This window comes from uncultured Merdimmobilis sp., assembly GCF_902471145.1.
In the GTDB taxonomy this organism is placed as follows: domain Bacteria; phylum Bacillota; class Clostridia; order Oscillospirales; family Ruminococcaceae; genus Merdimmobilis; species Merdimmobilis hominis.
The window spans coordinates 192365-205436 of sequence record NZ_CABRJC010000001.1; the positions used below are offsets into that span (position 1 = coordinate 192365).

Genomic DNA, 13072 nt, shown 5'->3' on the forward strand with positions numbered 1-13072 from the left:
ATCTTTTTTCACCCGATCGTGATAGAATGAGAAAAATGAAATTTAATAGATTCAAAATTTCAAATTTTATTCCTCTTTTTCTTTTTTTCACTTATTTTTCCTGTATTTTGATTTTTTGAGGTGATTTTCATGCAAAAACAAATCAAAAAAGTTCTTGTGGCCAACCGGGGTGAAATCGCCATCCGGGTGTTCCGCGCCTGTTATGACCTGGGCCTCTCCACCGTGGCCATCTACTCCAAAGAGGATAAATACAACCTGTTCCGCACCAAAGCGGATGAATCCTACTTAATCGGAGAGACCAAAAGCCCCCTGGGCGCCTACCTAGCCATCGATGAGATCATCCGATTAGCCAAGCGCAAGGGGGTGGACGCCATCCACCCCGGCTACGGTTTCCTGTCGGAGAACGCTGACTTCGCCCGCGCCTGTGAAGAGGCCGGCCTCATCTTCATCGGTCCACCCTCCTCGGTGCTGGCCAGCATGGGCGACAAATTGAGCGCCAAAGAGATCGCCCTTCGCTGCGGCGTCCCCACTATCCCTGGCACTACCGAACCCCTGGCCTCTCTGGAGGATGCCCTACAGAAGGCCTCCGAGTACGGCTATCCTGTGATCTTGAAGGCTTCTGCCGGCGGCGGCGGCCGGGGCATGCGGCGGGCAAACACCCCCCAGGAGCTGGCCGACGCCTTCCAGCTGGTGAAAAACGAGTCCCGCAAAGCCTTCGGCAGCGAGGACATCTTCCTGGAAAAATACCTGGAAAATCCCAAACACATCGAAGTGCAGATCCTCGCCGACCAATACGGCAACATCGTCCACTTGTATGAGCGGGACTGTTCAGTCCAGCGCCGCTACCAGAAGGTGGTGGAGTTCACCCCCGCCTTCACCCTGCCCGAGGAGCTGCGGCGGGAAATCCACTCTGATGCGGTGAAGATCGCTCGGGAGGCCGGCTATGTCAACGCCGGCACAGTGGAATTCCTGGTGGCTGCCGACGGCCGTCACTACTTTATTGAGATGAACCCCCGCATCCAGGTGGAGCACACCGTCACCGAGATGGTCACCGGCATTGACATTGTCAAGGCCCAGATCAACATTGCTCAGGGCCTGCCCCTCTCCGACCCATCCATCGGCATCCCCAGCCAGGAGGCGGTGAGCCAGCGAGGTTACGCCATCCAGTGCCGGATCACCACCGAGGACCCCCGCAACAATTTCGCCCCGGACACCGGCAAGATCACCACTTACCGTTCCGGCGGAGGCTTCGGCGTCCGTCTGGATGCGGGCAACGCCTTCACTGGGGCAGAGATCACCCCTTACTACGACAGCCTCCTGGTCAAGATCACCACCTTCGACAACACCTTTGAAGGCACCGCCCGCAAGATGCTCCGGGCCATTGCGGAAATCCGCATCCGGGGCGTCAAAACCAACATGTCCTTCCTCAACAACATCCTAACCCACCCGGTGTTCTTGTCCGGCCGGTGCCACACCAAGTTCATCGATGACACCCCTGAGCTGTTCGCCACCACCGAGTCCAAGGACCGGGCCACCAAGGTGCTCAAATACCTGGGCAACATCATCATCCAAAACCCGGAGGCCCCGGAACGCACCTATGAAGCCCCACGGGTGCCGGATTTCACCGACGTCCCCCGCCCTACCGGCCTGAAACAGTACCTGGACCAGCACGGCCCCGAGGGTCTCAAGGATTGGATCCTCAGCCAGAAGAAGCTGCTGATCACCGACACCACCTTGCGGGACGCCCACCAGTCTCTGCTGGCCACCCGGGTCCGCTCCCGGGATCTGATTACCATCGCAGACGCCACCAGCCACATTTTAAACGGCGCCTTCTCTTTGGAGATGTGGGGCGGCGCCACCTTCGACGTGGCCTACCGGTTCCTCCACGAATCCCCCTGGGAACGGCTGGATGAGCTGCGGCGCCGCATCCCCAACATCCCTTTCCAGATGCTGATTCGGGGCGCAAACGCCGTGGGCTACACCAACTACCCGGACAACGTCATCAAGGAATTCATCCGGGAGGCGGCAAGAAGCGGCATTGACATCTTCCGGGTGTTCGACGCCCTCAACTGGATTCCCGGCATGGAGCTGACCCTGGAAGAAGTAGCCGCCGCAGGCAAAGTGGCCGAGGCTTCCATCTGCTACACCGGTGACATCCTCGACCCCAAAGAGGATAAATACCCCCTCCAATACTATGTAAACCTGGCCAAGGAGCTGGAGAAGCGGGGCGCCCACATCCTGTGTATCAAAGACATGGGCGGTCTCCTCAAGCCCTACGCCGCCAAGAAGCTGGTCAAAACCTTAAAGGAGGAGGTGGGCCTGCCCATCCACCTGCACACCCACGACACCAGCGGCAACCAGATCGCCGCCCTATTGCTGGCCGCCGAGGCCGGGGTGGACATTGTGGACACCGCCATTTCCTCCCTCTCCTCCCTGACCAGCCAGCCGTCGATGAACTCCCTGGTATACGCCCTGCAAAATGGCGAGCGGGACACCGGCTTCGACCCGGCAGAACTGCAAAAACTATCCAACTACTGGGCTGATGTCCGCAAATTCTACCAGGAATTTGAAGCGGATATCCACACCCCGGAGACGGAGATTTACCGCTACGAAATCCCCGGCGGCCAGTACACCAACTTAAAACCTCAGGTGGAGAGCCTGGGCCTGGGCCACCGGTTCGATGAGGTCAAGGAGATGTTCCGCACTGCCAACCTCCTGCTGGGCAACCTGATCAAGGTGACCCCCTCCTCCAAAATGGTGGGTGACCTGGCCATCTTTATGGTGCAGAACGGCCTGACCCCGGAGAACATCCTGGAGCGGGGCAGGGATTTGACCTTCCCCGATTCGGTCATCGGCTACTTTAAAGGGATGATCGGCCAGCCCCAAGGCGGCTTCCCCAAGGAGCTCCAGGAGGTGGTCCTCAAAGGGGAGGAACCCATCACCTGCCGCCCCGGCGAACTCCTTCCTCCCGCGGATTTTGAAGCCATCCGTGCCAAGCTGGAGGAGTTCTACCCGAACCCCACCAACCGGGATATCATTGGTTACTGCCTGTATCCCAAAGTGATGGAGGACTTCCTGCGCTACCGGGAGACCTACGGCGACATCAGCCGGATGACCACCCCCGCCTTCTTCGGCGGACTGACCCGGGGCGAAACCACCGAGCTGGCCATTGAGGACGGCAAGACCCTGATCATCAAATACATCGGGCCTGGCGAACTCAACGCCGACGGCACCCGGTTCCTCCAATTCGAGCTCAACGGCGCCCGCCGGGATATCGCCGTGGAGGACAAAACCGCTCCCGCCGCCCAGGAACATGTCCGCTTGGCCGACCTCTCTGACCAATCCCAAGTGGGGTCCAGCATCCCCGGTGCGGTGAGCAAGGTCCTGGTCAAACCCGGCGACAAAGTCGAGGAAAACCAAGTCCTCGCCATCATCGAGGCCATGAAGATGGAGACCAGTGTCTGTGCCCGGATGGGCGGCACCGTCAAGGAAATCCTGGTCAAAGAAGGCCAGTCGGTCAAAGCCGGCGAACTGCTCATCACCATCCAGTAACCCAGCCCTCCCCGCTATGGGCGCAGGACTTACCCAAAAAGAGGAATCCCAAGTGGGATTCCTCTTTTTTTATGGGGCGCGCCGCCTCTGATTCTCTTTTGCTTCCAAACAGCTGGATGGGGTTACTCCTCATTCTCAAACCGGTACAGCAGATACTGCTGTAGGAATGTCGAAAGGCCAAATGCCAGCCCCAGCACTGCAATGAGGAGCGCCAGCATGTCATAGGCTTCCAGCCGGAGCACCGACATGGACAAAATTGCCGCTGCCAAAATAAGTGTCAAGGCAAATTTGTTGGCGATGGCCATGGCGCGGTAGGCGTTTGCCTGGAAGCGTTCGTCCATCAGGGTGTGGGACATTTTTCCCTCATAATAAAAGCCAAAAAACCCGAAAAAAGCAAAGAAAAAGAAGAAGGTCGGCGTGGGCAAAATTTCAGTAATATGGTAGATTTTGGGGAGGAACCCTGCAACCCCCACGAATCCAAGTATGCCCAATATGCCCAGCTTGGGGGAAATCGTCCTGGTGTATTGGCTCTACTGTTTTGTCATTGTATCAGCTCCATTCTCATAAGCGCCCTACGAGAGGGCCGTTCCCGCAGTACCTCTTAGGATTCAAACACAAAAATCTCTTCAATGGGGGCGCCCACCGCCCGGCTGATGTCCACTGCCAGCTTGAGGGAGGGGTTGTATTTTGCCACCTCCAGCCGGACGATGGTCTCCCGCCGGACCCCAACCCGCTGGGCCAGCTCTTCCTGGGTGAGGCCCGCCAGCTGCCGGTATTTCTTTAAATTGCTCTCGAAGTCAGGCATGTCGGCTCCCTCCTAGCGGGTCTCGTAGTAGTAGAGGGCGCCGGAGTAGGCCAGCAGCGTCCCCGCCCAGCCCAAGGCGCTGGCAATCACCATAAACTCCCTTGTGCCAAAGGGGAATCCGCCGGAGAACCCGATGATAAACAGCGCCAGCAGAGGAATGAAAAAGGCCACATTCCGCGCTTTGGCGGCGTTCTCCCAGTAGCGCTCGTCCGGGGTTTCCCTAGTCACCTTGGCCACTGGGAAGTACCCGAAAAAAGCCAGCCAGGAGAACCAGAATAGGTCAGAGAGTTCATGGGTGGTGAAATACCGGATTCCCAAAAACCCAAGAAATCCCAAAAATCCAAGCAGAAACTGTCTGCGGTGCCGATTGTTTGTCATAAGAACCGCTCCTTTCATTAGTGATTTATTTATCACTTTATGATATAAATATATCACTATCATTTTTTCTTGTCAAGGGCCTCCCCTCGTTTTTTGCTGGAAAAATCTGACCGGAGAAAATGTGTCGGTTTTTTGAATTTTCCCCCTCTCCCTTGATTGAACCAGCCCAGTGCGGTACAATACTTTCTATAGCGCCGGTTTCCTCCGGCATCTTTCTACAACAAAAGATAGGAGAACCCTTTTCGATGAATGGAACAAAAAAGATTGTAACCGCTCTTGTGGCCAGCGCCGTGGCCCTTTCCCTGTTCGCCGGCTGCCAGCAGAAGACCTCCCCCTACCTGGTGGTGGATGGCAAAGAGGTCGCAGTCCCCTATGTCCTGAAAATTGGGGACGAGAAAATCTCTATGGAAGAGTATCGCTATTATTACCTCAACACCAAAGCCCAAGCGGAGATGTACATGGGCTCCGATATCTGGGAGACAGTCCCTGAGATGGCTGACAACCTCAAAGCCACCTCCGAGAGCATGATCCGCCAGAGCCGGGCCATCCGCAAACTGGCCGCAGACAACAATGTCTCCCTGGATGATGAGGATCAAAAAACCATTGACGAGCGCCTCGCCTCCAACAAGGAGAGCGCCGGCGGTGAGGAGGGCTACCAGGAAGCGCTCACCAGTATGTACCTGACCGAGCCCCTGCTGCGGGAGTTTATCGGGGATGATATCCTGCTGACCAAGACCGAGGAAGCCCTCTACGGCCCCGGTGGCAGCGAGGAGATCACCGACCAGGATGTGACCGATTATATCCTGGGCAACTATGTCCGGGCCAAGCATGTGCTCATCAACAAGAGCGAAACCGGCGACGCGGCAGAGAATGCGGCGGCCAAGCAAAAGGCACAGAACGTTTTGGCCCAGGCCAAAAACGGCGCAGATTTTGACGAGCTGATCAAACAGTACGGCCAGGACCCCGGCACCGAGGTTTACCCCGACGGCTACGTCTTCACCAAAGGGGAAATGGTGGAAGAGTTCGAAACCGCTGCCTTTGAACTGGCGGAAAACGGCATCAGCGATGTGGTGGAAACCACCTACGGCTATCATGTTCTGCTCCGCCTTCCCATTACTGACGAGTACATCGCCGAGAACAAGGACACCTACCGCCAGTCGATGATGGATGAAAAAATTACCCCTCTCCTGGAGGAGGTCTACGACAGTCTCACTGTGGAAACCTGGGAGAAATATGACACCATCACCCCTGAAACAGTAAAGTAAACTGCTATTAAAAAACCCCCTCCGTAGAGGGGGTTTTTTAGTTTTATGGTTTCTCTTCTGCCCGTGGCTAATACGCTTGGTTTAAATGGTGTTCAAGCTTCCCCTGCAATGCAGTCAGCAGCACAATAATGCTCCAATATATAACAATTACAGCGGTGTAGCACTCCAGATAGCGGTAGGAGAAATTGATCTCCATCGTTGCTCCTCCCATCATATCCCGCAGGCCAATGGTGTAACACAAAGAAGTGGCTTTAAATAGGTCGATAAACGAGTTCATCAAGCTGGGAACCGCCACACGAGCGGCCTGGGGAACAATAACCCGGCGCATCGATTGGGAAAATGTCAAGCCGATGGATAAGGCGGCTTCATACTGCCCTCGGTCCACCGAACTGAGGGCCGCCCGGATATTCTCCCCCATAAAAGCGCCATAGCTCAGGGAGAGTATGGTGCAGACCGCCATAAAGCGGGACATCCCCCGGATAAAGGGAAACACCTGGGCCATGCCGTAGTAAAGAAGAAATATCTGGGCGATAAAGGGGGTGGAGCGAAAAAAAGACACATATACATTGGAGATTGGATAGAGCATCTTTACACGGAACCGCCGTATAAGGGCCAGAATCATCCCAAAAACAAGGGCCGCCAGCAATGACACAACAGCCACAGCAGCGGTAGTGGGCAAGAATTGTAAAATCTTTGGAAACACCTTCACAAAATATTGCACATTGAATGCACTGCTCACAAATACTTTCCTCCCCCAAAGATAAGGCAGGGCAGATACAGTTGAAACAACCTGTATTGCCCTGCCTTCTTATTCAGCTGCAACTATTTTGCCTGGCTTGCTTCATACTCCTTGGCAGCGTCCGACAGCATGGGGTCAAACCCACACCATTTGATGCAGATTTCACTCAAAGTGCCGTCTGCTTTCATCTCAGCAAGGGCTTTATCTACCTCTGCACGGATGCGGTCTCCCCGCTCTGTTTTGGCAAAGGGGAAAGCATTGACTTCGGTGTAGATGGGATCGCCGATGGGTTTCAAGTGCAGGCCAGACTGTTTCATCGCGTAATCCAAGACCGGCTCTGCGTAGGGGGCGGCGTCTACACGGCCCGCTTCCACCTCTTGCAGCATAGTCAGGTCGGAGGGGAAGGTCAAAATCTCAATTTTGCCCTCTGGATCCAGTGCCTTGATGTACTCGTGGGCTGCGCTCACTGTTTCCAGGGCGATCTTTTTGCCGTAGAGGTCCTCAAACTTGGTGATTTCGTTGTTTGACTCCTGAACAACCATCCGATAGGGGCTGAAAAAGTAAGGTTCGGAGAAGTTGTATTTTTCCTGTCTGGTGGGGGTGATGCTGATCTGCTTTGCTGCAGAATCCACGCGGCCCGCATCAATGTCGCCAAAGGCAGCGTCCAGGTTTTCCACAACAAAGACGATCTCTTTGCCGGTTCGGCGGCCGATCTCTTCCCAAACCTCGATGTCGATGCCTTCCAGGGTCTCGCCATCCTCTTTCAGCTGGGTGAACATGGGGTAGCTGCCCGCAGTCGCCACGCGGATGACGTTTTCATCTTCTGCAGTCCCGCTTTGTCCCTCGCTGCTGGTGCTGGAGCTGCTCCCAGAAGGGGTAGAGGAAGGGTTGGAACAACCGCTGAATACCGCTGCCAGAGCGCATACGGCCAGCAAAGAGGCTATCCATTTTTTGATCTTCATCACATAATCTCCTTTTTCACATAATTGTTGAGAAAATTGCATTTGGCAATCGTCCCACACAGGAAAAAGGATAACAGCCTTCCGGCCCGTTGTCAGCAAATATTGAAATTATCAATGTCAGCTGATTTGGCTATAGAAAACACAAGCTTTGAAGATAGTGTTATTTGATTTCGCCCCCACAAAAACGGATGGCCGCTTTTGCCAGCTCTAAGGTGGGGTCAACAAAGCTCCCCGAAAGGGAAAGCTGCTCCACCGCCAACGGCAGTTCGGTGCACCCCAAGATAAAGTAATCCGCCCCGGCAGCCTGCAGATCCTCCAGCATCCCTTGGAAAGGCGCGGGATCGGTCAGCCGCTCCCCCGCTTTGATCCGATAGATCCCATCCATGAGAATCTCCCGATGGCGGTCGCCCGGAAGCAGATAGGCGACCCCTTCTTGGGAGAGGGCCTTCTCATAAATCCCGGTGCACAAGGTTCCGGTGGTGGCCAGGATGCAAGCGGTCTTCCCTGGGTGTGCAGCCGCACAAGCCTTAGCAGTAGACTCCAATATGCTGATAAAGGGGATTTTTGTCTCCGGCTGCAGCCGGTCCAGAAAGTAGTGGGCCGTATTGCAGGGCATGACGATGCAGTCTGCGCCGCAGGCTTCCAAATGGCGCAGGGCATCCAGCATTTGGGGAACCGGGTCCTCCCCGCCCTTTAAAATCGCTGTGGTGCGGTCGGGGATCTGGGGGTTGTTGTCGATGTAAATGCGGATGTGATCGTTGTCCGAATCCGCCTTGGTCAAAGCGACGATCTTTTGAAACAGGTCGGCCGTGGCCATAGGGCCCATGCCGCCTAAAATACCAATGCTCTTTTTCACAAAATATCCTCCTTTTCGGTGGCCGACTGGGGTGAGATCCCTCCAACCGGGGTATTTGCCAATTGCGATTTTAAGCTATTCTCAAAGTTGATCTTGAAACATTGTAACACAACTCCCTATAAAATGGGAGGGGCCGTGCCTCGATTCCCCTGTCAAAAGAAGCCGTCATTTCTCAGTGTATTTTGTCACTTTTTCCGCACCTTCCCTTGTAAAAACAAAGGGAATCCGCTATACTGAAAGAAGTACACCACTACTTACAGCCATCCTATTTTCGGATGCAAGGAGGAAATCCAATATGAAAAAAACGTTTGCACTGCTGCTTGCCACGCTGCTGGTGTTTGCAGGCTGCAAGGCCACTGACCCCAAAGATGCGTTTTTCAGCGCTTTGGAACGAAACAGTGAGGTCAAAAACGCCCATGAAGTTGCAGCCATTTCCCTGGTGATGGACAATGAAGGCTCCCCTTATACCTTTATGGACATCCAGCTGGAAGGCGATGTCAGCCTAGAAACCTATGACATGGCGGTGAAATATGACTTCAGCCTCATGGACATCGGCATGAAGATGGAGCTCTACAAAAAAGGGGAGGATGCCCTTGTCAAAATGCCCATCGTCGCCAAATACGTCCAAATGCCGTCAGAGCTGTTCAATATCTACAATCCTGAAGAGATGAAGTCCCTGCAGGACTTGGTCTCCCAGGAGAGCAAGAGCCTTTACGAGCAGATGGGGGAATCCCTCCAGATCAACAAAAAGGGGTCGGATATCGTTGCCTCTTTTGAGTTGGACGGCGCTGCAACCAAATCCTTCCTCACTGATGTGCTGGTGGATAAAATTCTGAAAAATCCGGAATTACGGGAAAAATCCATTGAACAATCCTTCCAATCCCAAAAGAAGACCTGGGAGGAATACGGTTTTGCCGAGGATTTCACCGAAGAGGATTGGGCCTCTATGCGGGAGGAAGCCGCCACCGCCTACGACGAACAGATGGACAGCTACTGCGAGATGATTGAGAAGATGGAGATCACCTCCCTGAAGGGCCAGTCCACCATCGGCAAAGACGGCTTCTTCTCCGCTTCGGAGTTCGAGCTGAAATTCAGCCTGTACGACACACCTATGACAATGAAATACAGCGCTACCCTCTCCAACATCAACAAGGTGGGCGAGATTGCCTTCCCCAGCGATTCTTCCAACACCATTAAGCTGGACGACATCTCCAAAGGCAAGGTCAGCATGGACGACCTCAACCCATTCTTTGGCATGATCCAGCGGATGCAGGAGGAGAGCTGGAAGGATTGGGAGGAGAACCAAGACGATCTCCCCACCTCGGTTCCCCTGCCGGAGACCGGCACCCCTGTCCGGCCTTCCCTCTAACCCCACTCCCCAAGGCCCTGTGAACTTGGTTCACAGGGCCTTTTTGTATCCCGGTAGATCCCCCATAAACTCCCCCAGCTCGATTCCAAATGGCACCTCATCTATGCGCCCTTCCCTCATGCAAATGCGAAATTTGGGTGAATTTTCGGCGGAATAGATGAAAGTTCCTGCGCAATATGCTATAATAACTCCATTCCCTTCCCTGTTCCCGCCAAGGTATGGGCTGGGGAAAAGTAAGAAAGTTTGTGAGGAAGTGTGTGACATGGCATCTTTTCAGGACGCAAAACGAATTGTAGTAAAGGTGGGTTCCTCCACTTTGACCTATGAAACCGGCATGATCAACATCCGCCGGGTAGAAAAGCTGGTCAAAGTTTTGGCGGACCTGCGCAATAGCGGCAAAGAAATTGTGCTGGTATCCTCCGGCGCGGTGGCTGTTGGCGTCGGCAAGCTGGGCCTGAAAGAGCGACCTCATGACACACCTTCCAAACAGGCGGCGGCGGCCGTCGGACAATGCGAGCTGATGTACCTTTACGACAAGCTGTTTGCCGAATACAACCACAATGTTGCCCAGGTTTTGCTGACCCGGGACATTGTGGAGGTGGAAAAACGGACCGAAAACGTGGTCAACACCTTTAACCGGCTGCTGGAGATGGGAGTGATCCCGGTGGTCAACGAAAACGATACCGTAGCGGTAGAGGAGATTGAATTCGGCGACAACGACACCCTCTCCGCCATTGTGGCCACCCTGGTGGGTGCGAATGCCCTTATCCTAATGAGCGACATTGATGGACTCTACACCGCCAACCCCCATGAAGATCCAAATGCCACCCTCATCCGCCGGGTGGAAACCATTGATGACTCCATCCTCTCCATCGCAGGCGGAGCGGGATCCAACCGGGGCACCGGCGGGATGATTACCAAAATCCACGCCGCCCAGATCGCCTGTTCCAAGGGGATTGATATGGCCATTATACAAGGGGAAAACCCCGACCTGCTCTATGATCTGATGGAGGGCAAAGAGGTCGGCACCCATTTTGTAGGAGGAAGCATAAAATGATTCAGCTAGGAAAACGGGCAAAAGCAGCCTCCCGAGGCTTAAAAATTGCCCCCACTGCGACAAAAAACAACGCCTTACTTGCGATTGCAGACGCCCTTTGTGATAATATGGAGATGGTCATTTCCGCCAACCAGAAAGACATCGCCGCCGCCCGCTCCTCTGGCATCAGCGAGGCGATGATCGACCGGCTCACCCTCACCGAGTCCCGCATACGCTCCATGGCCGATGCGGTGCGGCAGGTGGTGAAGCTGGAAGACCCGGTGGGCAAGGTGGAAACCGGGTTTACCCGGCCCAACGGCCTTCGCATCTCCAAAACAAAAGTACCTCTGGGCGTGGTGGCCATCATCTTTGAATCCCGGCCCAATGTAACGGTAGATGCTGCCGTCCTCTGCCTTAAATCCGGCAACGCCTGCATCCTGCGGGGCGGTAAGGAGGCTATCCACTCCAACAAGGCTTTGGCCGGCATCATGCGTCAGGCTATCGCCGGGGCAGGCATCAGCCCGGATGCCATCCTGCTGGTGGAGGACACCTCCCGGGAATCCGCTGCCCAGCTCATGCGCCTGAACGGCTATGTGGATGTCCTCATCCCCCGGGGCGGGGCGGGGCTAATCAAATCGGTGGTGGAGAACGCCACCGTCCCAGTCATCGAAACCGGCGCTGGCAACTGCTTTATCTTTGTGGACGACAGCGCCAACTTTGACATGGCCGCCAGCATCATCGACAACGCCAAAACCAGCCGTCCCTCGGTCTGCAATGCGGTGGAAAACGTGCTGGTCCACCGGGCTATCGCCCCCGCCTTCCTGCCCCAGATGGCCGAAGCCCTCGCCCATGCCGGGGTGGAGATCCGCGGGTGCAGCGAGACCTGTGCCATCCTTCCCAGCGCCAAGCCCGCCACCGAAGAGGATTTCTACACCGAGTACAACGACTATATCCTAGCCGTCAAAGTGGTTTCGGGGATTGATGAGGCCATTTCCTTCATCGAGAGCCACTCCACCCACCACTCGGAAGCGATCATCACCGAAAGCTATGCCCACAGCCAGCAGTTCCTCTCTCAGGTGGATTCGGCTGCGGTGTATGTCAACGCCTCCACCCGGTTCACCGACGGCGGCGAGTTCGGCTTCGGCGCGGAGATTGGCATCTCCACCCAAAAGCTCCATACCCGCGGGCCCATGGGCCTTTCGGAATTGACCACCACAAAATACATCATCTTTGGCGACGGCCAGATCCGTTAGCCAAACGGGAGAATTGTTATGTCGAGTACTACCCCTATGCCCCAGCCCAGGCGGCGAAAAAACCGCCGTGCAGCCCCGCTGGGCGCCCTCTTCCTGGTGCTGGCCGTCATCGGCCTGGCAACGGTGGGGATGCTGTCCATCAACCTGACCCAGCAAGTCCTGGACAATTCCAAGGAAAAGGCCAAGTTTGAGCGGATGCTGCTTCCCGTCCTCATGTTTGACCCAGTCCCTTTTGAATCCCCAGCGGAGGCCGATCCCCTTGCCATTTTGCAGTATTCCCTCTGGTCAGCTTTATACAGCGACAAGCGGGACAGCTACGTCTACAGCGACAATGGCCTTCTGATGGTGCCGGTTTCTGATGTGGACGTGGAGTGCGCCAAGCTGTTCGGCCCCGACATCAAGCTGGAGCACAAATCCTTCGGAGACCTCAACATCACCTATACCCTCAACACGGAGAGCAACGTCTATGAGATCCCAATAGCCGCCCAGGTTGGATACTATACCCCCAAGGTGGAGAAAATCTCCAAAAAGGGCGACACCTACACCCTGACCGTGGGGTATCTGCCGCCGGGCAATGCCTGGACCAGCGACCTCTCCGGGACCAAATACGAGCCCACCCCTGACAAATACATGCTGTATGTAATGAAAAAAGTCAAGGGGGGCTACAACTTGGTTGCCATCCGCGACCTGCCTACCAACAACGCCAGCAGCGGCATGGGTATCCCCGGCTAACTGGTTGACAGCCAGAGGCTGGGCGTGTATACTAAACCTTGTACCGGTCCTATGACTGACGGAATGTGGGAGCACCCACAGGGAGTAGGATTGAAGAGAGCCGACCGTCTGGGCGATTTTGCCCG

The 13072-nt window shown here is 55.2% G+C and carries 12 protein-coding genes and 1 riboswitch; of the genes, 6 read left to right on the top strand and 6 right to left on the bottom strand.

The genetic code is table 11. From position 1 onward, the window contains the following. The first annotated feature begins 129 nt into the window (after positions 1–129). Positions 130–3552, top strand: a complete 3423-nt coding sequence (locus RDQ42_RS00910; protein ID WP_308588092.1) for a pyruvate carboxylase — start codon at positions 130–132, stop codon at positions 3550–3552. A gap of 122 nt (positions 3553–3674) precedes the next feature. Here the strand turns inward: RDQ42_RS00910 and RDQ42_RS00915 are convergent, their stop codons facing one another. From RDQ42_RS00915 to RDQ42_RS00925, 3 genes are all read right to left on the bottom strand, one after another. Beyond that, positions 3675–4043 carry a DUF3796 domain-containing protein gene (locus RDQ42_RS00915; RefSeq protein ID WP_269215248.1) on the bottom strand — a complete coding sequence of 123 codons (369 nt, stop codon included), beginning with the start codon at positions 4041–4043 and terminating at the stop codon, positions 3675–3677. 110 nt (positions 4044–4153) lie between these two features. Beyond that, complete coding sequence (locus RDQ42_RS00920; RefSeq protein ID WP_054332491.1) at positions 4154–4357, bottom strand: helix-turn-helix transcriptional regulator; 204 nt, start codon at positions 4355–4357, stop codon at positions 4154–4156. 12 nt (positions 4358–4369) lie between these two features. Beyond that, positions 4370–4735, bottom strand: a complete 366-nt coding sequence (locus RDQ42_RS00925) for a DUF3796 domain-containing protein (RefSeq protein WP_054332490.1) — start codon at positions 4733–4735, stop codon at positions 4370–4372. A gap of 245 nt (positions 4736–4980) precedes the next feature. Here RDQ42_RS00925 and RDQ42_RS00930 point away from each other — a divergent pair, with 245 nt between their 5' ends. Next, entirely contained in the window at positions 4981–6000 is a 1020-nt protein-coding gene (locus RDQ42_RS00930) for a peptidylprolyl isomerase (RefSeq protein ID WP_231358197.1), read from the top strand. Between the two features lie 67 nt (positions 6001–6067). On the opposite strand, the gene RDQ42_RS00935 is transcribed toward RDQ42_RS00930, so the two are convergent. The 3 genes from RDQ42_RS00935 to RDQ42_RS00945 all read right to left on the bottom strand — a co-directional run bounded on the left by RDQ42_RS00935 (position 6068) and on the right by RDQ42_RS00945 (position 8557). Beyond that, positions 6068–6739 carry an amino acid ABC transporter permease gene (locus tag RDQ42_RS00935; RefSeq protein ID WP_071428053.1) on the bottom strand — a complete coding sequence of 224 codons (672 nt, stop codon included), beginning with the start codon at positions 6737–6739 and terminating at the stop codon, positions 6068–6070. Between the two features lie 83 nt (positions 6740–6822). Then, the gene (locus RDQ42_RS00940) at positions 6823–7701 is read right to left on the bottom strand and encodes a transporter substrate-binding domain-containing protein (RefSeq protein ID WP_054332488.1); all 879 of its coding nucleotides are present in this window, start codon (positions 7699–7701) and stop codon (positions 6823–6825) included. A 160-nt stretch (positions 7702–7861) separates the two neighbouring features. After that, positions 7862–8557 (bottom strand): aspartate/glutamate racemase family protein, encoded by a 696-nt coding sequence (locus tag RDQ42_RS00945; RefSeq protein ID WP_231358196.1) that lies wholly within the window; start codon positions 8555–8557, stop codon positions 7862–7864. 295 nt (positions 8558–8852) lie between these two features. On the opposite strand from RDQ42_RS00945, the gene RDQ42_RS00950 reads away from it, so the two are divergent. From RDQ42_RS00950 to RDQ42_RS00965, 4 genes are all read left to right on the top strand, one after another. Continuing rightward, positions 8853–9926, top strand: coding sequence for a DUF6612 family protein (locus tag RDQ42_RS00950; RefSeq protein WP_231358195.1), 1074 nt, complete (start codon positions 8853–8855; stop codon positions 9924–9926). Positions 9927–10188: 262 nt separating this feature from the next. Next, positions 10189–10983, top strand: a complete 795-nt coding sequence (proB, locus tag RDQ42_RS00955) for a glutamate 5-kinase (protein WP_231358194.1) — start codon at positions 10189–10191, stop codon at positions 10981–10983. Next, positions 10980–12215, top strand: coding sequence for a glutamate-5-semialdehyde dehydrogenase (locus RDQ42_RS00960; protein ID WP_231358193.1), 1236 nt, complete (start codon positions 10980–10982; stop codon positions 12213–12215). Before proB ends, RDQ42_RS00960 begins: the two co-directional genes overlap by 4 nt. An 18-nt stretch (positions 12216–12233) precedes the next feature. Beyond that, entirely contained in the window at positions 12234–12947 is a 714-nt protein-coding gene (locus RDQ42_RS00965) for a hypothetical protein (RefSeq protein ID WP_143117213.1), read from the top strand. 41 nt (positions 12948–12988) lie between these two features. Continuing rightward, positions 12989–13068, top strand: a riboswitch (ZMP/ZTP riboswitch). The last annotated feature ends 4 nt before the right edge of the window (positions 13069–13072 follow it).